The following is a 23,933-nucleotide window of genomic DNA, read 5'->3' as shown; positions in this document are numbered from 1 at the left end:
CTGATCCAGGGAGGTGGAATGTCGAGCTCGGAGCGACAGCTGCAGGTGCTGCGGGCGATCGTGCAGGACTACGTGCGCAGCCGGGAACCCGTCGGGTCGCGCAACCTCGTGGACCGCCACAACCTCGACGTCTCCCCGGCCACGATCCGCAACGACATGGCCGCCCTGGAGGAGCACGGGTACATCGCCCAGCCGCACACCTCGGCCGGCCGTATCCCCACCGACAAGGGGTACCGGCTGTTCGTCGACCAGATCTCGGTCATCAAACCGTTGTCGGGGGTGGAGCGGCGCGCCATCGCCGAGCTGCTCGAGGGTGCGGTCGACCTGGACGACGTGCTGGAGCGCACCGTGCGGCTGCTCGCGCACCTCACCCAGCAGGTCGCAGTCGTGCAGTACCCGTCGCTGCGGCGTTCGGCGCTGCGGCACGTCGAGCTGATCCCCACCGACGCACGGCATCTGCTCGTGGTGATCATCACCGCGAACGGACGTGTCGAGCAGCGCACGGTGGAGGCCGCGCAGGACCTTGACGAGACGATGGTCGCCGAGCTGCGTGCCCGGCTGAACGCCGAGGTGGCAGGGCGTAACGCCGCCAGGCTCCGTTCGGTGCTGACCGACGTCGAAGAGGCGTTCCCACCCGCGGACCGTGCGTTGGTGACCGCGGTGCTCGCCACGATTACCGACACGCTCTCCGAAGATGCCGAGGAGCGGATCGTGATGGCCGGTACGGCCAACCTCGCGCGCTCCGATCTGGACTTCACCCGCACAATCGGACCGGTCCTGGAGGCTCTCGAAGAGCACGTGGTGCTGCTGCGTCTGCTCAGCGAGATGGCCGCCGAGGACGCCGAGCAGTCTCAGGGCAGTGATCACCCGCTCGCGGTGCGGATCGGCCGCGAGACCCACTATGAGAACCTGCAGGAAGCATCCATCGTCGCCAGCGGTTACGGTGGCGAGGGCGCTGCGTCGGTCGGTCAGCTCGGAATCCTCGGTCCGACGCGTATGGACTACCCGACCACCATGGCCGCCGTCCGGGCGGTCGCACGCTACCTCTCCCGTTTCCTCGGCGGCTGACGCCCACACCCGCGACCCAAGAAGGCAACACGTGACCGACTACTACGCGACCCTCGGAGTCTCCCGCGACGCCACCACCGAGGAGATCAAGCGCGCCTACCGCAAGCTGGCCCGGCAGCACCACCCGGACGTCGCCGGTGCGGACAATGCGGATAAGTTCAAGGAGATCGCTGCCGCGCACGAGGTGCTCTCGAACGCCGAGAAGCGGCAGATGTACGACATGGGCCAGTACCCGGGTGCCGGCGGTGGTGGCGGCGCAGGAGCCGGGTTCGGATTCTCGGACATCTTCGAGACCTTCTTCCAGGCCGCTTCGGGTGGCGGTGGCGGTCGTGGCCCCGCCTCGCGGACGCGACGGGGTCAGGATGCGCTGCTGCGCATCTCGCTGGAGCTGTCCGAGGCGGCCTTCGGCGTCAGCAAGGACATCGAGGTCGAGACCGCGGTCATCTGCACCACCTGTCAGGGTTCGTGCTGCCGCCCCGGGACGAGTCCGACCACCTGTGAGGTCTGTCACGGACGCGGATCGGTGCAGCGCATGGCTCGCTCGTTCCTCGGTCAGGTCATGACCACCTCAGCGTGTGCCAATTGCTCAGGTTTCGGCACCATCATCACCGACCCGTGTACCGAGTGCGCCGGGGAAGGGCGGGTGCGCACGCGCCGCACCGTGCGTGTGAACGTGCCCGCCGGTGTCGACGACGGCACCCGGATCAAGCTGACCGGCCAGGGCGAGGTCGGCCCGGCCGGTGGCCCTCCCGGGGATCTGTACGTCGAGGTCCGGGAGAAGCGGCACCCGCTCTTCACCCGCCGTGGCGATGATCTGCACTGCACCACCGAGCTGCCGATGACCGCGGCCGCACTGGGGACCGTCCTGGAGCTGGAGACGCTCGACGGCGTCCGCGAGCTGGATATCCGACCCGGCACACAGCCGGACGAGATCGTCACGCTCAAGGGCCTGGGCATCGGTCACCTCAACGGAGGCGGCCGCGGGGACCTGCACGTACACGTCCAGGTGACCGTACCGACCAAGCTGGACGACTCCCAGGAAACGCTGCTGCGCGAGCTGGCAGGCTTACGCGGTGAGGAACGTCCCGAGGCGCGTCTGTCGCCGGCGGGCAACGGGGTCTTCTCCCGGCTGCGAGAGAAGCTGCACGGCCGGTGAGCCGTCCCGTCTTCGTCGTCCCGGAGGGAGATCTCGACGGCGTCTCACCGGGTGAGGCCGTCGCCGTCACCGGTGCGGAGGGCCGGCACGCCGCCACCGTCCGGCGCGTCCGCGCCGGTGAGGTGATCGACGTCGTCGATGGGGCTGGGCGCCGAGTGCGCGCCACGGTGACGGACGTCACCACGGGTCACGGGGCCGGGGTGGATGTCGTCGCCGACGAGGTCACGGTGGAGGCGGCGTCCCGCCCGGTGCTGGTGCTGGTGCAGGCGCTCGCCAAGGGCGGCCGCGACGAGCTGGCGGTAGAGGCCGGTACGGAGGTGGGCGTCGACGCGGTCCAGCCGTGGCAGGCGGAGCGGTCCGTCTCGCAATGGCGAGGACCGAAGGCGGCCAAGGGTGAGGCGCGCTGGCAGCAGGTGGCGCTGGCAGCGGCGAAGCAGGCGCGCCGATCCTGGGTTCCGCAGGTCCGGGGATTGATCGTCGGGGCGCAGCTGATCGATGAGGTCGCCGAGAAGGTGGCCTCGGGAAGCGCTGTGCTGGTGCTGCACGAGGAAGCCGGCGTGCCGATCACCAGTGCGGAGGTCGGTACCGAGGCACCTGAGGTGCTCGTCATCGTCGGACCTGAGGGTGGCCTGACCGAGTCCGAGGTCGATTCTCTCGTCGCCGCGGGTGCGCAGAGTGTGCGGCTGGGCCCGCATGTGCTCCGCACCTCGACGGCCGGGCCGGTCGCGCTCGCCCTGCTGGCCGAGCGGTTGGGCCGGTGGGCGTAATATCCGCTGCGCCGCCGATGACGGCACTGGGTACCATCGTGTTCTGCTCCATCCGATCCACGAGGGGAAGTCCGGGCACTGCGCCCCGCCCATGACCGAGACCAGTTCTTCCGCCGCTGCCGACGGCAGCGTCCAGCACCAGGTGACTATTCCTGACCACGTGCCGATGGTGGCGCTGCTGGGTCAGCGCGATGAGGTGCTCAAAGCCATCGAATCAGGCTTCCCGACGGTCGACGTGCATGTGCGCGGCAATGTGGTCACGCTGACCGGCCGGCCCGGCGACGTCGCGCTGGCCGAACGTCTCGTCGACGAGTTGAGCGAGATCGCCTCCTCGTCGCAGCCGCTGACCGCCGATGCCGTCGAACGAGCGATCACCATCCTGACCAATCCCGCGGCCGAGCGCCCTGCGCAGGTGCTCACCATGAACATCCTCTCCAGCCGGGGGCGCACGATCCGGCCCAAGACGATGGGGCAGAAGGAGTACGTCGAGGCGATCGACCGGAACACCCTCGTCTTCGGTATCGGACCAGCCGGGACGGGCAAGACCTACCTGGCCATGGCGAAGGCGGTGCAGGCACTGCAGGCCAAGCAGGTCAACCGCATCGTCCTCACCCGTCCGGCCGTTGAGGCCGGGGAGCGGTTGGGGTTCCTGCCGGGGTCCCTGAACGACAAGATCGACCCCTACCTGCGGCCGCTGTACGACGCCTTGCACGACATGGTGGATCCGGAGTCCATCCCGCGCCTGATGGCCGCGGGAACGATCGAGGTGGCGCCGCTGGCGTACATGCGCGGCAGGACGCTCAACGATGCCTTCATCATCCTGGACGAGGCTCAGAACACCTCGGCCGAGCAGATGAAGATGTTCCTGACCCGGCTGGGTTTCGGGTCGAGGATCGTGGTCACCGGTGACGTCACGCAGGTGGACCTGCCCGGCGGTGCGGAGTCGGGACTGCGGGTGGTGCAGGACATCCTGACCGAGATCGACGACGTCACGTTCTGCCGTCTGACCAGTGCGGATGTGGTGCGCCACCGGCTCGTCGCCGACATCATCGACGCGTACTCACGGTTCGAGACCCGCCCGAGCGCGCGGTCGGCCCGACCCGAGCATCTGCGAGGACAGCAGCGCTCAGACAAGGAGCACCGATGAGTGTCGAGATCACCAACGAATCCGGTGACCGCCTGGATGAGCGGGAGTTCGCGGCCCTCGCGCGGCACGTGCTCGATGCGATGCACGTGCACCCTCAGGCCGAGCTGGAGATCCGTTTCGTGGATGCCCAGGTGATGAGTGAGCTGCACGTGCAATGGATGGACGAGGAGGGCCCCACGGATGTGCTCTCGTTCCCGATGGACGAGTTGCGGCCCGGAGCCGAGGGGGACCTCAGCGAGGGCATCCTCGGCTCGATCGTCGTCTGCCCGGAGGTCGCGCGCGCGCAGGCCGTCACAGCGGGGCACTCGGCCGAGGAGGAGATGCTCCTGCTGACCACGCACGGCATCCTGCACCTGCTCGGCTTCGACCATGCCGAGCCGGAGGAGGAGAAGGAGATGTTCGGTCTGCAGCGTCAGCTTCTGCTCACCTTCCTGGCCACACGGGAATCAGGTGGCAGCGATGTCTGAGAACACTCCGGTGATAGCGATGCCCGACGGCGTCCCACCCGATCACCGTGCCGGATTCGTCTGTGTGGTGGGCCGCCCGAACGCTGGAAAGTCGACCCTGACGAACGCGCTCGTGGGTCACAAGGTGGCGATCACCTCGGGGCGGCCGCAGACCACCCGGCACGCGATCCGCGGCATCGTGCACCGGGAGGACCTTCAGCTGATCCTCGTCGACACCCCCGGGCTTCATCGTCCTCGCACGCTTCTCGGGGAGCGCCTCAACGAACTCGTGACCGGAACGCTCGCGGAGGTGGACGCGATCGCGTTCTGCCTGCCCGCTGACCAGAAGGTGGGCCCAGGGGACCGGTTCATCGCAGCGAAGCTTGCCGAGACCCGCACGCCGATCGTGGCGGTCGTCACGAAAGCCGACCTGGTGTCGAAGGGGAGGTTGGCCGAGCACCTGCTCGCGGTCTCCGAGCTCGGTCAGTGGGCGGACGTGATCCCGGTCGCAGCGATGACTGGCTACCAGGTGACTGAGTTGATCGACGTGCTCGGTGCCCATATGCCCGTCTCGCCCCCGCTGTACCCGGGCGGGGAGCTGACCGACGAGCCCGAGCAGGTGATGGTGGCCGAACTGGTCCGCGAGGCCGCCCTTGAAGGTGTGCGGGACGAGTTGCCACACTCGCTGGCGGTCGTGGTCGAGGAGATCGTCGAACGTGAGCACCGGTCCAAGGACGGACGCCCGTTCCTGGATGTGCGGGTGAATCTGTTCGTCGAGCGAGAGTCGCAGAAGGGCATCGTGATCGGCACCAAGGGCGCACGGTTGCGGGACGTGGGAACCCGGGCCCGCAGTGGTATCGAAGCGCTGCTCGGTGCCGCCGTCTACCTTGATCTGCATGTCAAGGTCGCCAAGGACTGGCAGCGCGACCCGAAGAAGCTGCAGCGTCTGGGGTTCTGAGCCGTGCTGTCTAGAGTGGGAGGGTGAAGTACCGAAAGCTGGTGGTGGTGCTCGTCATCGTCATCGGCTTCGGGCTCATCGGTTCCCTCACCGGGCCACGGTGGACACCGCAACCCCTCGACCAGATGATCGTGCCCGAGGCGGACGAGGTGGAGATCGGCTCCGACGTCGTCACCGATCCGGTCGGGACCTACGAGGTCTCCAGCGAGGTCGTCGAGATCACGCTCGATGGTGCCGAGGTACTCGCGACCCTCACGTCTCCGGTCGGCGCACCCGAGCTGCGACCCGGAGTGGTGTTCATGCACGGTGCGGGGACGGGATCACACACGAACTTCACCGAGCAGGCCGTCGCTATGGCCAGTGCCGGCGTCTATGTGCTTGTTCCAGCCAAGCGGCTCGATACCTACACCACCGCCAGCCGGAACTATCCCGCCATGGCGCAGGACTACCTCGTCTCGTGGCGGTTCCTGCGGGACCGTGACGGGGTCGACCCCAGCCGCGTCGGGGTGTACGGGGAGAGTGAGGGTGCCTGGATCGCTCCCGTGGCGGCCGTCATCGAGCCTCGCGTGGCGTTCGTCGCCCTCGTCTCTGCTCCGGTCGTCCCACCGCGTGAGCAAATCGCCTTCGCCGCCGACCAGTACCTGCGCAACGTCGGGGTTCCGGATGCGTTGCTGCGCGCGATTCCTCGCGGGATCGGGGCGCAGCCGCCCGGTGGCGGGTTCGAGTACGCCGACTTCGACGCGGTCCCGTGGCTGCGTCAGCTCCATCAGCCGGTCCTGATGGTCTATGGCACCGCCGACGTCTCGATGCCGATCGTGCAGGGACCGCTGGTGCTCCAGGACGCGATCGCCGAGGTCGGCAACGACGCGCTCACGGTGCGCTATTTCGAGGGCGCCAACCACGGTCTGCGTGTGGACGGTGAGCTCGCGGACGGATTCCTCGACGTGCTGGCGCGGTGGGTTCTCGGCCTGCCGGAGACTGCCGAGGCTGCCCCGCACGTGGCCGGAGCCCAGCCGGAGCAGCAGTTCCGGGCGGCCCCGGTGGATCATCCGCGCTGGTACGCGAACGGGGACATGCTCGTGTGGACGTTGTTCGCGAGTGTGGTGCTGCTGGCTGCCGGTCCGCTGGTCTGGTTCGGTGGCCGGGTCGTGACCCTCCTGCGCCGTCGCGAACCGCGGCGGTTACCACCTCCGCTGGCGAGATACACCGCGGCCACCGGGATGAGTGCGGTCGCCGTGCTCGTCGTCTTCGTCGCCTACGTCGCCTACGTTGCCGACCTCGCCCTGAACTACCGGACGGACGACCTCGTCGTCAACGGTGGCTGGGTGGCATTGCACGCCCTCGGCATCCTCGCGGTCGCCGTCGGGGTCCGCTCCGTCGATGCCGCGGTCAACGCCTGGCGCACGCTCGGCGGGCGCAAGCTGGCGCTGGGGCACGCGACGGTCTGGTGGACCACGCACGTGGGCGCGATGTCGCTGCTGCTGATCTGTGCCTACTGGGGCGTGTTTCCCACCCTGTTCTGAGGCTGCCTCGGGGTCCGGGGCGGGTCTCGGCGTGCCGGTGACCGGCTGTGGAGCCTTTAGGATCGTCTCCACGACCTGGACCCGGCGTCCAGGTGGCGGAAGGGATGAGGCGTTCGGGTGCAGGTCGCGTGGGGTGTCGGGACGGACACGGGTGGTCGGCGTGCGGTGAACGAGGACGCCGTGCTGGCCAAGCCGCCGGTGTTCGTCGTTGCTGATGGCATGGGCGGGCACGTCCATGGTGAGCTCGCGTCGCGAGCCGTGGTGACGGCGTTCGAGGAGCTGGCGGGCCGATGCGAACCCGACCGCGAGGTGCTGCCCGAAGAGATCCAGGAAGCGATTCGCACGGCCCAGCGCACGATCCGGGGGGTCGGTGAGCACGATCCGCAGGGACGTCCCGTCACGGCAGGAAGCACGGCGGCAGGGGCGGTGCTGACCGTGCACGAGTCGCAGCCGTTCTGGCTTGTGTTCAACGTCGGGGACTCGCGCATCTACCGGCTCAGTGAGGGCACGCTGGCTCAGGTGAGCGTCGACCACTCCGTCGTCCAGGAGATGGTGGACGCCGGTGCTCTGGGGCCGGAGGACGCCCGACGCCATCCGCAGCGGAATGTCATCACGCGTGCCGTCGACACCGGACCGGATGTCGATGCCGACTTCTGGCGGCTGCGCGCCGGCTCGCGCGACCGGCTCCTGCTGTGCAGTGATGGCCTGACGGACGAGCTCAGCGAAGTCGAGATCGGAGCCGTCCTGCGGGAGGTGGATTCGGCCCAGGAGGCTGTCGACCGCCTGATCGCGGAGGCGACCACCGGCGGTGCGCGCGACAATGTCTCGGTGATCGTGGTCGACACGGCAGGATCGGACGTAAGGGCGACTGCGCCCCGGCCCACCTCTGTGGGCGACGAGGGTGACGTCGCCGATACGGTGCCCAGAGGAGAACGACGCACCGGTGGGAGGGACGAATCACGATGGCAATGACCGATGAGCGGGCGGCGCGCTATCGCCCCGGTACCTGGACGGCGGTCGTGACGGTCTCCGGCAGTGCGTTGCTGCATCCGTCCTATGCCGAGGAGGACGTCATCGCGCTGTGGCAGTCCATGGCCGACGGCACGGGGATCGGTGAGTGGCTGGAGACCTTGGCCGGTGGGGGAATCACCGGGCTGGCGGACTTCGCGCTGGTGCAGCGCGCCGGGCCCGAGCTGCGCGTGCTGGTGCGTGGCGGCACGGTCGTCATCGTCGGGGACCAGGCCCTGCGCGCCGAGGGGATGAGTACGTGGCGAGAGGCCGTGGTTCCGGCCGCGTCGTCCTCGGTGACCATCTTGGCCGGCGACGACGCAGCGGCCGATGCGCACGCCCTGCCGTTGGTCGCGGGAGTCGTGCGGGCGGACGCTCTCACGTGGGGAGCGCCTGGCGAGTCCGCCGGAGAGCTGTCCACCCCGCAATCGCAGTCCGCATCATCGGAAGCGGTCCCACCGGTCCTTGGCGAGCCCGAGCCGCCCACCGATCCGCCGGCCGAACCCGCGACTGCCTCCGAATCGGTGTCGGCTTCGCAGGCAGGGCCGGATCCCGAAGAACTGGCTGAGCCGCAGGGCGCAGAGCACGCGGTCGCTGATTCCAGTGCGGCCGATGCCAACCCGCCCGAGCCCGGACCGGTGTCCGAGGCGACCATGCACCCTGGGATCGAGCCCCCGCCGGACCTTCCGGCCGAGTCGGGCATCATCGATTCCTTGCCGTGGTCGGTGCGCTCATCCCAGCCGAGCCCGCCACCGGCGCCCTTCGCCGCACCCGGTGAATCCAGCGCCACCGACAGCGCCGGCGACGATGTCGACGAGCACACGATCAGGGTCCCGCGCCGTCGGGCGGAGACCGGCCCCGCCGCCCCACCGGCCCATGCCTCGACGCTCGAGGCCGATGGAGCCTGGGAGGGCGATCATGACGGGTCGACCATCCTGGTCTCCGACGTCGCGGCCATGCGGGACGCGACGTTGACCGGAGTGCCTGGCGAATCGGACGTGCGCTCGGGTGAGCCGGCAACGTCGCTGGAGCCTGAGACGGTGCTGCTGCTCTCGACGGGGATCCGTGTCCCGCTCGATCGTCCGGTGCTGATCGGAAGGGCGCCGGAGTCGAGCCGGTTCGCAGCCGGGGTGGAGCCGCGACTGGTGACGGTCCCCAGTCCGCAGCAGGACATCTCCCGCACCCATGTGGAGCTGCGCCGCGAGGGCGACCACCTGCTGGTGACCGACCTGAACTCCACCAACGGCACGATCGTCGTGCTCCCCGGCAGCGCCCCGCGGAGGTTGCACGCCGGCGAGGCCGTACCGGTGCGGGCGGGGACCACCGTCGACCTGGGTGACGGCGTGACAGGCACCATCGAGACGCCGGCACCGTGACCCGCCGGCCACCCTCCGCACCCCCGCAGATCCCCGGCTACACCTATGAACGGCTCCTGGGCAGCGGTGGATTCGCCGACGTATTCCTCTACCGCCAGCTCATGCCGGCGCGCGAAGTGGCGGTCAAGGCTCTGCTCGCCAGTGCCGTGACGGCGGAGGGGCGGGAGCAGTTCACCGCCGAGGCCAACCTGATGGCCCAGCTATCCACCCATCCGTCCATCGTGACGATCTTCCACGCCGACACCACAGCCGACGGTCGTCCTTACCTGGTGATGGAGTATTGCCCACGCCCCAACCTCTCCGTGCGCTATCGCAACGAGCGTCTGGGTGTGGCCGAGTGCCTGCGGATCGCGGTCCGGCTCGCCGGTGCGGTGGAGACCGCTCACCGGGCGGGCATCTTGCACCGTGACATCAAGCCAGCCAACGTCCTGACGACGGCTTACGGGTGGCCCGCGCTGACCGACTTCGGCATCTCCGTCGCGACTGGTACTCCGGCAGCGGCCGACGGCGACCAGGCTGGTATGTCGATCCCGTGGGCGGCGCCGGAGTTCTTCGCCGAGAACGCCCCCCGCGGGGTTCCGGCGGATGTCTACGCCCTAGCTGCCACTGTCTACACCCTGCTCGCCGGGCGCTCGCCGTTCGAGCTTCCGGGTCGCCCCAACACGGCGCTGGACCTGATCACCCGGATCGAGCGTGACCAAGTGCCGCCGATCGGGCGTGATGACGTTCCACCCTCGCTCGAGGCAGTGCTCGCCCGGGGAATGGCGAAGGATCCCGCCCGGAGGTTCGGGTCCGCCGCCGAGCTGGCACGAGCGATCCACCAGGTCGAGCAGGAACTGCACCTGACGCCGACGGCCCTCGACGTGCCGGACACATCCTGGATGGAGACGCCGTCCGAACTTGACGACGGCGACCGCACCCGCGTGCGGTCGATCAGTACGGTGCCCGCGCGAGCGCAGGACGACGCGGCCACACGGCTACGTGGGGTGCAGCCTGCAGTCCCGACGGACGCTCCGCCGTCGCCGGATGCCTGGGGCTCACCCCCCTCACCACACCAGGAGGACGAGCCGGCGCGCCGAGGCTGGCGGACGGCCCTGGTGGCGGGTGCGGCGGCGATCGTAGTTGCCGGCACTGTGACAGTGGTCACCTACAGCGCGCTGCGCGCAGACGACCCCGGGCCGGACGACCCGTCGGGACCGACCTATGTGCCGCCGACCGTCACTGTGGCCCAGGAACCGCCCGCTCCCGAGGAGCTGGTGCTGGAGCGCGACGGTGAGGAGATCCGGGTCTCGTGGACGGCTCCGGTGTACGAGGGCGGCTTGGACTTCGCCTACCAGGTGACCGAGGGCGTCACCGAAGGGGAGTACCGTACGGTCGGGAACGCGACTGAGGTGACCTTCAGTGACGACGGGGACCGGGTGTGCGTGATGGTGATCAGCATCGATTCGGAGTCCCGGGCGGTATCGCCGGAGGCGGACAATCCGGAAGAGTGTGTGTGAGTCGGAAGGAACCAGGGGATGAACATCCAGGTGGAGTTCTGCGGGGAGTGGTTCGACGTATCGGACGGGCAGACCTTCCAGATCGGGCGTGAGGGCGATCTGGAGATCGACGACAACCCGTACCTGCACCGCCGGTTCCTGACCATCTCCCAGCATGAAGACCTGTGGTGGCTGGAGAACGTCGGTAGCCGCATCTCGGCCACGGTGGCTGACTCGGACGGGAACATGCAGGCATGGCTCGCCCCCGGGGCACGATTGCCGCTGGTGTTCGCGCACACCTCGGTGCTGTTCACCGCCGGCCCGACGACCTACGAGCTGGGCATCGTGGGCGACTCGCCGAGCTTCGAGGCCGCCTCGCCCGGGTCCACCCAGGTCGGTGAGACCACGATCGGACCGGTGAGCATGACAGACTCGCAGAAGTTGCTCATCATCTCGCTGGCCGAGCCTGTGCTCCGCGGGCGTGGCTCGACTGCATCGATTCCGACGTCCGCCCAAGCGGCCGCGCGCCTCGGATGGGCGATCACCCGCTTCAACCGCAAGCTCGACAATGTGTGCGAGAAGCTGGCCAGGTTCGGCGTGCGGGGTTTGCGGGGGGCACCGGGACAACTCGCCGTGAACAGGCGGGCACGGCTGGTCGAACACGCTGTCGCCTCGCGCCTCGTGGTCGCGGCAGATCTGGAGCTGCTCGAGGCGAACGCCGAGAAGGCCGCCGCCGGGGCCGGTGGAGAGGCTGAGAACTGACCAGCGTAGGGCAGAGTGTGCATGGGGACTTGTACCCCTCACCGGACCGCGATCGTCGACCTAGACTGTGCGGTGGCACAGGACAGGTAATCGAGGGGCAGGCAATCGCGTGAAGCTGAGGACTCGGACGCGCCCGAGTAGGCGCAGTGTCGCCAGTGCGACTGTCCTGTCGCTGGTCCTGGGTACCGTGGTGGCGCTGAGCCTGAACTACGAGGGGGTCGCCACGGCCGACGTCGATCTCAACGACGGCGGTGTGTGGGTCTCGAACAACGAGTCGATCCTGGTGGGCCGGCTGAACTACCCCGTGGGGGAGATCGATGCCTCTCTGGCTGCGCTGAGTCAGGACGTGGACCTGCTGCAGCGCGAGGATGTCGTGCTGATCCGCGACCGGGCGGGCCAGACGTTGCAACGGGTGGATCCGGTGTCGGTAGCCGTGCGGGGCAGTGCGGTACCGCTGCCGACCGGCTCGGACGTGCAACTGGGGGCTGGCGCCGTCGGCGTGCTCGTGGAGGAGACCGGCGAGTGGCGCGTGCTCGGGCTCGACCAGCTCGACGTGCTCACGGAGTCGACCGAAGAGCCGCAAGCAGTCCTCGGGGAGGGCGCCGCGCACGCGATTGCCGACGACGGCACCGCCTACGGCCTCGACACCGCCGATGGGGAATTGCTGACGTTCAGCCCGCAGGACCGTCTCGAGCCTGAGATCACCGAGGTCGACGCTGCGCTCTTCGACGATGCGACCACGCAGCTGACCGTCGTCGGTTCCGAACCGGTTGCCTTGGCATTCGATACGCAGACTCAGGCCCTGACGATGGTGCGGCCGGGCGAGGATCCAGTGGATCTGACCGGGTTGGAGGTCGACGGCGCCTCGGCGCGGCTGCAGGCTCCCAGCCGCGACGGGGACGTCGTGGCGATCGCGACCAGCGATGCTCTCGTCACCGTGCCGCTGGACGGGAGCGAGCCCCAGGTGACCCGCTCGCCCTCGGCCGGCCAGCCGGCGCAACCGGTACAGGTGGCCGGCTGCGTCCACAGCGCCTGGGCCGCGCTCCCGGCCGGGTACCTACGACAGTGTGGCGATCAACCACCGGAGTCCCTCGAGGTTCCCTCTGCCACCGGCGGGGAACTCGTGTTCCGCGTGAACCGGTCCTACGTGGTGCTCAACGAGCTGGCCTCGGGCAACTCCTGGATGGTCGAGGACGCCCTGATCCTGGTCGACAACTGGGAGACCTCGATCCCTCCGACGGAGCAGGACGAGACGGAAGAAGAGGAGTCTCAGGATCTCGAGCAGCGCGAGGTGGAGCTCGACCGGGAGGCCGAGAACCGGCCACCGGTGGCGATTCCGGACTCCTTCGGCGTGCGCGCCGGCCGGATCGCCGTGCTCCCGGTGCTGCACAACGACTCTGATGCCGACGGTGATCTGCTCACCGCATCTCCGGAGGACCAGATCCCGGAGGCGTTCGGTCAGGTGGAGACCGTGCTCGGCGGCCGCGCCCTGCAGGTGCGGGTCGCTCCTGGGGCCAGTGGGATCACCAGTTTCCAGTACACCGCGAGTGACGGTCGCGGCGGGACGGACACCGCGACGGTCGACCTGGAGGTGATACCGGCATCGGAGAACAACCCGCCGGAGCAACTGACTGAGATCACGGCCGAGATCGCCTCAGGTCAGTCGGTCGAGGTGAACGTGCTCAACGATGTGCTGGACCCGGACGGGGACGCCGTCTACGTCACGCGCACCCTCGACGATGCCGGCCTGCAGGTGCAGTCCAACCCGAACGGTCTCGTCTCGATCGTCGACCCCGGTGTCTCGACGGGGCAGCGGCAGGTCCGAATGGAGGTCAGCGACGGATTCGCCACCGCTGAGGTGGTGATCGATGTCGACATCCTTCCCGCGGCGGCCCAGCCGCCGACGGCAGTCTTCGACTACGAGACGGCCTTCGTGGATCAGACCATCGAGATTGACCCGATCGCGAACGACCTCGATCCCAACAACCGGCCGCTGCGGCTGGCGAATGTCCAGTCCGCGGACGGTGCCGAGGTGCGGCAGAACGCCAGCTCGAACACTTTCAGTTTCACGGCCGCTTCGCCGGGGGACTACTACGTCGTCTACGTGGTGGCCGACGATGACGGACTGTCCGCCACGGGCCTGGTGCGCGTGTCGGTGCGCGCACCCGAGAATCTCGACCCGGTGGCCGCGACCGACACTGCGTACCTTCCTCCTGCAGGCACGGTGCTGGTGGACGCTCTCGCCAATGACGAGGACCCGGCAGGGGGAGTACTGGCGATCCAGCAGATCGACGTGCCCGAGGGCTATGGGTTGCGCGTCTCGATCCTCGAGCACCGGGTGCTGCGAATCACCTCCGACCGCACCCTCCAATCACCAGTGACCATCGACTACACCGTCTCCAACGGCACTCGTTCGGCGCAGGGTGAGGTGCTCGTGCTGCCGCTGGATGCCGAGACGGGCACCCGGGCACCGATCGCCGTGCCCGACGAGGTCCGCGTGCGCGCCGGTGACCATGTCACCATCCCGGTGCTCGGCAACGACTCCCATCCGAACGGGTTCGAGTTCTCACTGGACCCCGAGATCGCGGAGGCACCGGAGGCAGGGGTGATGTTCACCGCGGGCGATGTGGTGCGTTTCCAGGCCCCGGACGAAGCTGGCACGCTGACGGCGGTCTACCGGATCGTCGACGAGTTCGGCCGGGAGGATTCGGCCACGATCCGCCTCTACGTTCAGGCGCGCGCGGACGACGCCAACGGAGCGCCGGAACCACGGGACGTGGAGACGCGCGCCTTCTCCGGGGAACGCATCCGCATCCCGATCGAGACCTACGGCATCGACCCCGACGGTGACTCCGTTCAACTACTCGGCGTCGACACTCCGCCGGCGCTGGGGCGGGTGGTGGAAGTCGGTGCCACCTACATCGACTACCAGGCGTTCACGGACTCGGCCGGCACCGACGAGTTCACCTATTCGGTTCGTGATCGTCTGGGTGCGATCGCTTCCGCTGAGGTGACCATCGGCGTGATCCCGCCACCCGGGGTCAATCGCGACCCAGTCGTGGTCAACGATGAGATCACCGTGCCCCCGGGCCGGCCGATCTCGGTGGACGTACTGGCGAACGACACCGACCCCGACGGCGACCAGCTCACGTTCGATGACCCGGCGTTCAGTGATCATGCGGGGACGGAGCCGCAGGTGCGCGACGGTGAGGTCACACTCACGTCGCCGGAGGCTGCGGGGGACTACCTCCTCACCTACCACGTGAGCGACCTGCACGGCGGCACGGCGAGCGGGTTGCTGACGGTGACAGTCGATCCTGACAGCCCACTGCAGCCCCCCGTGGCCGTGGACGACGTCGTCCCTCCGTCCGCCATCCTGGACCGGGAGGTGGTGACAGTCGACGTTCTCGAGAACGACTCCGACCCTGACGGCAACGTCGAGGCACTCACGGTCGACATCCCGGATGACCAGGAAACGGCGACCTCCCCGGATGGCAAGGGCGTGCAGATCACCCTCACTCCGACGCGGCAGGTGGTCACCTACCGGGTCACCGACTCCGACGGACTGGTTTCCTACGCCTTCATCGACGTGCCCGGTACCGAGGACACCGGCCCGGTGCTTCGACCCGACACGGAGGTGATCGAGGTCGAGACCGGCGTCACAGAGACGATCGAGATCAATGAGTACGTGGTGGCGTTCAGCGGTCAGCCGGTCCAACTCTCCGATACCAGTTCCGTGCGGGCCACCAATTCCGACGGTTCGAACCCGGTGGTGGACGGCGACACCCTCCAGTACACCTCCGACGACACCTACGCCGGTCCGGCCACGCTCACGTTCGAGGTGACCGATGCCCTCGACATCAATGACGACGACATCCTCACTTCAGTGGTCACGCTCGACATCCTGGTGATCTCGACCGACAACCAGCCGCCGCGGATGCGTAACGGGTCCCTCGCCGCCGAGCAGGGCGGCGAGGAGGTCTCGCTCGATATCGCGCGCCTGGCTGAGGACCCGGATGGGCGCTCCACCGACCTTCAGTACCGGATCGCTGAAGAAGCGCCGGGATTCCAGTCGTCGCTGGACGGGTACATCCTGACGGTCTCCGCAGACCAGGACACACCCGCGGGATCGACTCAGGACCTCGTGATCGAGGTGACCGATGGCGACTCCGAGCCGGTGCAGGCGACGATCGAGCTGCGCTCGACAGCCAGCAACCGCCCGCTCATCTCCACCAATCCGGACGACCTGGGTGAAGTGCATCAGGGTGAGTCGGTCGCGGTGGATGTACTCGCGAACGATTCCAACCCGTTCCCCGGGGAGGCCAGGGAGATCATCGGGACGGTTGTGACCGACGGTGACGGGTCGGCCTCGGTCAGCGGCAACCAGGTGACCATCACCCCGGGTGCGGACTTCGTGGGCCGGATGAGCGTGACATACACGGTGGTGGACGCCACCGGGGAGACCAGCCGCGCCGTCGAAGGGCAGATCACGGCGGCCGTGCTGGGTGTACCGGAGGCTCCGACGATTCCACTGGTGGAGGAGGTCGCGAACCGGCAGGTGACGCTGAGCTGGACGGCACCGCAGGACAACGGCGCGCCCATCAGCGGGTACACAGTGGGCCACAGCGGCGGATCGCAGGCGTGCCCGACGACCACGTGCACGATCACGGGTCTGACGAACGGCACCACGTACACCTTCACGGTGCTGGCCACCAACGAGGTGGGCGACTCCCCGGAGAGTGCCGCCTCCGCCGAGGCCACACCGGACGTGCGACCCGAGGCGCCGGCGGCGCCCTCGGTGGAGTTCGGCGACGGCGAGCTGACCCTGGACTGGTCCGAGCCGGTGAACGAGGGCACGCCGATCTCGACCTATGACGTGCAGATCTCTCCCTCTGACGGTGCCGGTCAGCAGTCGGTCTCGGGCACGGAGATGACCTGGACGGGCCTGACGAACGGGCAGAACTACACCTTCCGGGTGCGCGCGATCAACGATGCCCCGGAGCCCGGGTTGTGGAGCGCGTGGTCGGTTCCCGAGCACCCCTCGGGCCCGCCGCTGCGGCCACAGGCGCCGAACGCGTCGCGCATCGACGACTCCGCCGGTGGCCGGCTGCAGGTCTCGTGGACTGCCCCGGATGCGAACGGCGATCCGATCTCGTCCTACGAGCTGCGGATGTACCAGGACGATGCCCTGGCGCAGACCTTCACCCCGGGAGCGAACGAGACCTCGCGCGAGGTGCAGGTCGAGAACGCGCACTACTACTACTTCACGCTCGTGGCGATCAACCGGTCCGGTGAGTCGGAGGTCTCCCCGGGCTCGCAGGAGGTGCGTTCCTTCGGTGCGCCGGGCAAGACCGGCGGAGTGAGTGCGTCACCGACGGGTGACGACAACACGGCGACCGTGAGCTACACGGCACCGAACAACAATGGCCAGCAGATCTCGGGCTACCAGTACCGGCTGAACGGGGGCTCGGTGCAGTCACTGCCGAGCGGCAACCAGATCACCGTTCCGCAGGACGGGACGAACTACCGGATCGAGGTGCGCGCCTGCAACACCTACTGCGGGCAGTGGAGCGACCCGTCGGCGCAGTTCTCTACCTACGGAGCGCCGGGGAACGGGGTCATCTCCATCACGTCCTCAGCAAACCTGCGGCAAGTGACTTTCGCGTGGGACATTCCTGCGAGCACGAACGGTGCAGCACTCGTTGCGACTCGCTATTCGGTCGACGGCGGTGGCTGGACCCGCGTCGACGGCCGGTCCGGCACGACCACCGTCGGCGGAGCGTGGGAGGAGAACCACAACATCCGCGTCCAGGTGCTGAACGAGCACGGTCAGTGGAGCGGGACACAGGGGGGCGGACCGTACGCCCGCGACAGCCAGCGGGCCGAGGCGGACCCGACACCACCGCCGCCGCCGCCGGATCCACCACGAGTCTGGGTCACTCAGGGTCGCCAGATCAACTGTGACAGCGGAGGCTCGGGCTGCCGGACCTTCCAGCTCAACTGGGCGAACATGACCAGCAGTGACCGTGGCAACTACAACGTGTCGTTCGCCGTGGGTGGCGGCAACTGCGGGAACTTCTCCCGCGGCCCCTACACCGAACACATCGGCTCGGCCAACGGAAGCACCGAGATCGGCTACCCGGGGTACACCCCACCGCACTACGGTGCCAACTGCGGCGGCACCGTCCAGCTCACCATCAGCCCCAATGGCAGTTACGCCCAGAATTCGTCCTGGTGACGCCATTCGTGAAGGAAAGGCACACATGACCGCCACAGCAACCGCCGCCCCCATGACGGCCGACCAGGCCGCCTGGTTCTCGGACACCTTCGAGCGGTTGGTCGCCAACGTCTCGGCCGCTGTGCTCGGCAAGTCGCACGTGGTGCGATTGACGTTCACCTGCCTGCTCTCCGGCGGGCACATGCTGCTGGAGGACTACCCGGGGACCGGCAAGACGTCACTGGCGCGGGCCCTCGCGGCCACGGTGCAGGCCAGCCACAGCCGGATCCAGTTCACCCCGGACCTGCTGCCCTCGGACGTGACCGGCGTGACGATCTACGACCAGGCCACCCAGAAATTCGCCTTCCACCCCGGTCCGATCTTCGCCTCGGTGGTCCTCGCGGACGAGATCAACCGCGCCTCGCCGAAGACGCAGTCCGCTCTGTTGGAGGTCATGGAAGAGGGCCGCGTGACTGTGGACGGTGAGCCTCACTCCGTCCCGCAGCCGTTCGTCGTGATCGCTACCCAGAACCCCGTGGAGCAGGCCGGCACGTACAAGCTGCCGGAAGCTCAGCTCGACCGGTTCCTCATGCGGACCTCGCTCGGGTACCCCGACTCGGACGCCACGGTCCGGATCCTGGCGGGCTCCGCCGTCAAGGACCGTGCGAGCACGCTGAGCCCAGTGATCGCCGCGGCAGCCGTGACAGAGATGGCGAACCTGGCCTCCGCCGTCCACGTGGACCCGGCGATCCTCGCCTACGTCACCACCATTGTGGAGGCGACCCGCAACGCCCCGGAGGTTGCCCTCGGTTCGTCCGTGCGTGGTGCCCTGGCGCTGGTGCGCTGCTCCAAGGTCTGGGCAGCCGCTCACGGGCGCCACTACGTGATCCCGGACGACATCAAAACCCTGGCCGAGCCCGTCCTCGCCCACCGGATCATCCTGGACGCCGAGGCCGAGTTCGAGGGTGCCGACCCGGGGGCCGTCATCGCCCGGATCGTCTCCGAGGTCGCGCCCCCCACCCAGCGAGGGGCAGCCGGAGCCTCATGACATCGCCCGCTACGGACTCCCGGCGCGTCGCGGCACCGGGCACCCGGCGCGGCTGGAGCACCCGTTCGATCACGCGCGCCGTCGAGAGCCTGCGAGGCTCGATGCGCCGCACCAGCTCGATCTTCACCTGGGTCACGCTTCCTGCATGGATGTGCGTGCTACTCGGCATCGGTGCCTGGATTGCCGGTGCCGTGCTGGGATGGCTCGAGCTGGTGGTGCTCGGTGCGGCGCTGGTGGCCACCTTCGTCGTCTGCGGCTTCTTCGCCATCGGCCGGCACCCGTATGCCATCACGTTGCGCCTGCGTGACGGACGCGTGGTTGCCGGCGAACGCGCGATGGGTGGCATCGAGGTGCGCAACACCAGTTCTGGTCCGGTGATGCCGGCACGGCTGGAACTCCCCGTCGGCCCTAACCTCGCCCGGTTCGCGCTGCCGGCGTTGCGGGCGGGCGGCGAGCACGACGAACTGTTCGCGATCCCGACTGAGCGGCGCGCCGTGCTCGTGGTAGGGCCGGTGCGATCGGTGCGCGGCGATCCATTCGGACTCATCAAACGTTCGGTCCAGTGGACGCAGCCGGAGGAGCTGTACGTGCACCCGCGCACCGTGCCGCTGGGTCCGGCCTCTGCCGGTGCATTGCACGACCTCGACGGGCACGCCTCTCGCGAGATCACCAGCTCAGACCTGCAGTTCCACGCCTTGCGGGAGTACGTACCCGGTGACGACCGCCGGTATGTGCACTGGCGGTCCTCCGCCCGCGTGGGCACGCTCATGGTGCGCCAGTTCGAGGAGTCCCGCCGCACGCACCTGGTGACGGCGCTCTCGGTCCACGGCCACGACTACGCGGACGCGGACGAGTTCGAGCTCGCTGTCAGCGTGGTCGGATCGCTGGGTCTGCACACCATCCGCTCCGAATCCGAACTGACGTCGATGACCCAGCTGGGAACCCTCAGCCACACGAGTGCGCGTGACCTGCTCGACACGCTCACGCGCCTGGACACTGTGCGCAGCCCCGGGCGCCTGTCCGATCTCGCGCGGCTGGTCACGCGTGAGGTTGCCGGTGCCACGGTCGCCGTATTGGTCTGCGGTTCGGCCGTGGGGCCGGACCAGATCCGCGCCGCAGGAGCCGTCCTCCCCGTTGGTGTGCGGGCGCTGGCCGTGCAGTGCCGAACCGGTGCGGAGGTCTCCGCGCACCGGCTCGGCGCGGTGACAGCACTCGAGCTCGGCAGGCTCGAGGACCTGCCGCGGGGCTTCCGGAGGCTGCAACGATGACGGCGAACGGCGGCCCCGCCCAGGAATCCACGCATATGCGTTCTCCCCGACGAGAACGTCGTGCAGTCCGCGATGCTGGATCCCGAGCGAGAGGTGGGAGTGGTTCGGGCACCCTGACCCGCCGGTTCGTCTCGTGGTGGAGTCCGGCCCGGATCGTCAACACCTTCGTACCGGTCCTGCTGCTGTTGCTCGCGCTGCTCCCACTGCACTCGGTCTACCTCACCGGCGGTTTCTACATCACGGTGACGGCCGGCCTGCTGCTCGGGTCTGCCGTTGCGGTGGTCGGTGCCGTCTACCGGCACGGGGTCCTGACGGTCACCTCGGTCGCGGTCGTGGTGTTCTTCGTCTGCGGAGCCGCGGCTGCCCCGGGAACGGCCGTGGCTGGCGTGTTGCCGACCCCTACCACCTGGCAGCTCATGGGCGTGGGCATCGTGACCGTGTGGAAGCAAGTCCTGACGGTCACCCCACCACTGGGCAGCTACGGGGCCGTGTTGCTGCTGCCCTACCTGCTGGCCTTCCTCGGGTCACTCCTCGCCGTGACGCTCTCGCTGCGGGCGCGCTGGTTCTGGCTCGCCCTGCTGGTGCCCGCGCTGGTGCTCGTAGCGGCCATCCTGTTCGGCACCCACGTACCGGTGCTGGCGGGTGTGATCGGCGTGGTCGCTGTCGTGGCGGCACTGACCTGGGTGTCCTGGCGGTCCGGGCGCCTGGAGCTGCACCGTGTGCTCGCGATCGTCATCGTGCTCGCCGTGGCAGCACTCGGGGGAACCGGCGCGTCGATGGCCGTCGCGCCGCAGAACCCTCGCGTGGTCCTGCGGGACTATGTCGAACCGCCTCCGGACCCGCAGGACCTTCCCAGCCCGTTGGCCGGATTCCGTACCTATGCTGACGACCTCAGCTCGGATGACCTCTTCACCGTCACCGGCCTTCCCGAGGGCGGTGCCCAGCTGCGCCTGGCGGCGCTCGACACCTACGACGGCACCGTCTGGAACGTGACGGGTGCCGCCACTCCCGGAACGGGGGTCTTCCGCCGCATCGGGGATCGGATCGAGGTGGAGATACCGTCCGAGGCGTACACGCTCGACGTCAGCGTCGGCGCCTACCAGGACGTGTGGGTGCTGAACGCGGGCGGGACCGCTGACGTCACGTTCGCTGGTCCCGGTGCGCCGGACCTGACGGAGAGCTTCTACTACAACACCGTCACCGACACCGGCCTGGTGACGGCGGGCCTCACCGAAGGGGCCGTCTTCGAGGTGGTCGCCGACCCGGCGGCCCAACAGGAGCCGGCCGATGTGACCGAGCTGCGCGTCACCTCGCTGCAGCTTCCGGAACCGCGTGGTGTGCCCGATATGGTCGGAAGTCTCGCTGGGGGCTACTCCGACGGCGCAGACTCGCCCTACGCTCAGATCGAGGCCGTCGCCGCGGCACTGCGCAACGGCGGATTCTTCTCACACGGTCTCGAGGGTGAGGTGCCCTCCCGCGCCGGTCATGGTGCGGCGCGTCTGGCGCAGATGCTGGAGGCCGAGGAACTCGTGGGGGACGAGGAGCAGTACGCGGCCGTGATGGCGTTGATGGTGCGCTCACTCGGGTATCCAGCGCGCGTCGTCGTCGGCTTCGACATCGAGGACGCGGGCACGGTCACCCTGACCGGAGACGATGTGGTCGCATGGGTCGAGGTGCCTTTCGAGGGCGTGGGCTGGGTTCCGTTCTTCCCCACACCCCCCGAGGATCAGATTCCGCAGGTGGAGGAGCCGGACCCGGTCGACAAGCCGCAGCCGCAGGTGCTGCAGCCCCCGCCGCCGCCGCAGGATCGTCCCGACGTGCCGCCGCAGGACCGTGACGACGCCGACGTCGACTCGGAGGGAATGGACAAGGGCAGTGTGCCCAACCCCTGGGTCTGGGTGGCCGGAGCCTCGGCGATCCCGGTCCTCGTGTTCGGGGTGCCGTTGCTGCTGCTCGCCGTGATCAAGGCCGTTCGGCGGTCCCGACGGCGCAGCAACGGCACAGCCCATCAGCGTGTTGCCGGAGGGTGGGATGAGCTGCAGGATCAGGTCCTCGACCTGGGCGTCGTGGTGCCCTCCGGGCGCACCCGGCGCGAATCGGCTCAGGCGATGGCGGGGGAGTTCGGGGAGTCAGGTGTGCTGCTGCTCGCTGACCGGGCAGATGAGGCCGTGTTCGCCCCGTCGGACCCCGCTGAGGAGCACGTGCACCACTACTGGGGCAACGTGCGCCGCACCGTGCAGCAGGTGCGCCACAGCGTCGGCTGGAAGGCGCGGCTACGGGCAGCGTTCTCGTGGCGGTCGCTGCGCCGTCGGGGATGACGCGCCTCCACGGCAACTGACGGCATCAGTGCCATCGGGGTTCCCTGGCCCGGCTAGCCTGTCGGCCATGGTGTGGTTCCAGCATGAGGATCAAGCGATCGACCGGAAGACTGTCGAGCAGTTGTGCGACCGGCTTGTGGAGGAGGCAGCGCAGCGGCTCGGCATCGGGACCTATCGGCGCGTGCTACTGCTGCCACCGGACATCACCCGGGCCCACGCCGGAGTGGGGTGGATGACCGAGCACCTGTACCGCCATCTGGATGCCCGGGGCGTGGAGGTGCACGTGATCCCCACTCTGGGGCAGCACGTGCCGCACACCGAGGAGGTGAACCGGTGGATGTTCGGCTCGATCCCGCACGAGCGCATCCACGCCCATGACTGGAAGGGCGGGGTGACGCACGTCGGGACCGTCCCCGCCGAGGTGGTGGCCGAGAAGACGGGGGGTGCCGTCGACTGGGAGATGCCGATCGACCTCAACACGATGACGGTCAGCGAGGAGTGGGACCTGATCGTCCATATCGGGCACGTGGTCCCGCACGAGGTGCTCGGCTTCGCCAACCACAACAAGAACTACTTCATCGGCCTAGGTGGCAAGCGCACTCTCGGCGCCGCTCACATGGCCTCGGCCGTCTACGGCATCGAGAACAACCTCGGCAACTTGCTGACGCCTGTGCGCGCCTGCTTCAACTGGGCCGAGGAAGAGTTCCTCGGTCATCTGCCCGATGTCTACCTGCAGGTGGTGATGAACTACGACGACGCCGGCCACCTGGTGCACACCGGCGTCTTCGTCGGCGACGATCTCGACACCTACTACGCGGCCGCACGCGCGAGCATGGCGCAGAACATCACCACCTTCGATGAGCCGGTGCACAAGATCGTGGCCGTGATGCAGGCGGACGAGTTCCATGCCACCTGGGTGGCGAACAAGGCGGTCTACCGCACGAGGATGGCGATGGCCGACGGCGGCGAGCTGCTCATCATCGCCCCCGGTGTGGAGCGCTTCGGAGAGCAGCCCGAGGTGGACGCCCTCATCCGCAAGTACGGCTACCTCAGCAAGGCGGAGGTCCTGGAGAAGTACGCCACCGAGGCCGACATGCAGGAGATCCCGCACGCCACGGCACACCTGGTGCATGGCAGCGCCGAAGGGCGCTTTCGCATCACCTACGCCCCCGGCGGGTTGAGCCGCGAGGAGGTGGAATCGGTCGGCTACGGCTATCTCGACATGGAGGAGGCGTTGCGCCGGTACGATCCGGAGATGATGCGGGACGGGTGGAACACGATGGACGACGGGGAGCGGGTCTTCTTCATCTCCACGCCCTCGGCCGGCCTGTGGTCCACGGCTGACCGCCTCGCCGCACGTGCCACCCACGAGCTGCATCCCTAGAAGGCGAGG

The 23,933-nt window shown here is 68.6% G+C and carries 16 protein-coding genes; all 16 read left to right on the top strand.

Going from position 1 to position 23,933, the window contains the following annotated elements; all coding sequences use genetic code 11:
• The first annotated feature begins 18 nt into the window (after positions 1 to 18).
• The 16 genes from hrcA to IM660_RS10935 all read left to right on the top strand — a co-directional run bounded on the left by hrcA (position 19) and on the right by IM660_RS10935 (position 23,924).
• Positions 19 to 1,068: a heat-inducible transcriptional repressor HrcA gene (hrcA, locus tag IM660_RS11010; RefSeq protein WP_193495489.1), complete on the top strand. Its 1,050-nt coding sequence runs from the start codon at positions 19 to 21 to the stop codon at positions 1,066 to 1,068.
• Positions 1,069 to 1,099: 31 nt separating this feature from the next.
• Complete coding sequence (gene dnaJ / locus IM660_RS11005; protein WP_193495487.1) at positions 1,100 to 2,224, top strand: molecular chaperone DnaJ; 1,125 nt, start codon at positions 1,100 to 1,102, stop codon at positions 2,222 to 2,224.
• Entirely contained in the window at positions 2,221 to 2,991 is a 771-nt protein-coding gene (locus IM660_RS11000) for a 16S rRNA (uracil(1498)-N(3))-methyltransferase (protein WP_193495486.1), read from the top strand. Before dnaJ ends, IM660_RS11000 begins: the two co-directional genes overlap by 4 nt.
• A 91-nt stretch (positions 2,992 to 3,082) precedes the next feature.
• Entirely contained in the window at positions 3,083 to 4,138 is a 1,056-nt protein-coding gene (locus IM660_RS10995; protein ID WP_193495484.1) for a PhoH family protein, read from the top strand.
• Positions 4,135 to 4,605 (top strand): rRNA maturation RNase YbeY, encoded by a 471-nt coding sequence (gene ybeY / locus IM660_RS10990; RefSeq protein WP_193495482.1) that lies wholly within the window; start codon positions 4,135 to 4,137, stop codon positions 4,603 to 4,605. The genes IM660_RS10995 and ybeY overlap by 4 nt, the downstream gene beginning before the upstream one ends.
• Positions 4,598 to 5,542 (top strand): GTPase Era, encoded by a 945-nt coding sequence (gene era, locus IM660_RS10985; RefSeq protein WP_246464910.1) that lies wholly within the window; start codon positions 4,598 to 4,600, stop codon positions 5,540 to 5,542. Before ybeY ends, era begins: the two co-directional genes overlap by 8 nt.
• A 23-nt stretch (positions 5,543 to 5,565) precedes the next feature.
• Positions 5,566 to 7,065: an alpha/beta hydrolase family protein gene (locus tag IM660_RS10980; protein WP_246464909.1), complete on the top strand. Its 1,500-nt coding sequence runs from the start codon at positions 5,566 to 5,568 to the stop codon at positions 7,063 to 7,065.
• A gap of 165 nt (positions 7,066 to 7,230) precedes the next feature.
• Positions 7,231 to 8,037, top strand: a complete 807-nt coding sequence (locus IM660_RS10975) for a protein phosphatase 2C domain-containing protein (RefSeq protein WP_246464908.1) — start codon at positions 7,231 to 7,233, stop codon at positions 8,035 to 8,037.
• Positions 8,028 to 9,449 (top strand): FHA domain-containing protein, encoded by a 1,422-nt coding sequence (locus tag IM660_RS10970; RefSeq protein WP_193495479.1) that lies wholly within the window; start codon positions 8,028 to 8,030, stop codon positions 9,447 to 9,449. The genes IM660_RS10975 and IM660_RS10970 overlap by 10 nt, the downstream gene beginning before the upstream one ends.
• Positions 9,446 to 10,948 carry a serine/threonine-protein kinase gene (locus IM660_RS10965; protein WP_193495477.1) on the top strand — a complete coding sequence of 501 codons (1,503 nt, stop codon included), beginning with the start codon at positions 9,446 to 9,448 and terminating at the stop codon, positions 10,946 to 10,948. Before IM660_RS10970 ends, IM660_RS10965 begins: the two co-directional genes overlap by 4 nt.
• A gap of 18 nt (positions 10,949 to 10,966) precedes the next feature.
• Positions 10,967 to 11,689, top strand: a complete 723-nt coding sequence (locus tag IM660_RS10960; RefSeq protein ID WP_193495475.1) for an FHA domain-containing protein — start codon at positions 10,967 to 10,969, stop codon at positions 11,687 to 11,689.
• Between the two features lie 109 nt (positions 11,690 to 11,798).
• On the top strand, positions 11,799 to 17,927 hold the full coding sequence (locus tag IM660_RS10955) for an Ig-like domain-containing protein (RefSeq protein ID WP_193495474.1): 6,129 nt from the start codon (positions 11,799 to 11,801) through the stop codon (positions 17,925 to 17,927).
• A gap of 25 nt (positions 17,928 to 17,952) precedes the next feature.
• Positions 17,953 to 18,954, top strand: coding sequence for an AAA family ATPase (locus IM660_RS10950; RefSeq protein WP_193495472.1), 1,002 nt, complete (start codon positions 17,953 to 17,955; stop codon positions 18,952 to 18,954).
• Complete coding sequence (locus IM660_RS10945) at positions 18,951 to 20,222, top strand: DUF58 domain-containing protein (protein WP_246464907.1); 1,272 nt, start codon at positions 18,951 to 18,953, stop codon at positions 20,220 to 20,222. Before IM660_RS10950 ends, IM660_RS10945 begins: the two co-directional genes overlap by 4 nt.
• Positions 20,219 to 22,540, top strand: a complete 2,322-nt coding sequence (locus IM660_RS10940) for a transglutaminase-like domain-containing protein (RefSeq protein WP_193495470.1) — start codon at positions 20,219 to 20,221, stop codon at positions 22,538 to 22,540. Before IM660_RS10945 ends, IM660_RS10940 begins: the two co-directional genes overlap by 4 nt.
• Positions 22,541 to 22,607: 67 nt before the next feature.
• On the top strand, positions 22,608 to 23,924 hold the full coding sequence (locus tag IM660_RS10935; RefSeq protein ID WP_193495468.1) for a nickel-dependent putative hexonate epimerase: 1,317 nt from the start codon (positions 22,608 to 22,610) through the stop codon (positions 23,922 to 23,924).
• The last annotated feature ends 9 nt before the right edge of the window (positions 23,925 to 23,933 follow it).

The sequence above is a fragment of the Ruania alkalisoli genome (genome assembly GCF_014960965.1).
Lineage (GTDB): Bacteria > Actinomycetota > Actinomycetes > Actinomycetales > Beutenbergiaceae > Ruania > Ruania alkalisoli.
The sequence above is the reverse complement of the archived record's forward strand: the minus strand, read 5'-3'. Positions and strand labels throughout refer to the sequence as shown.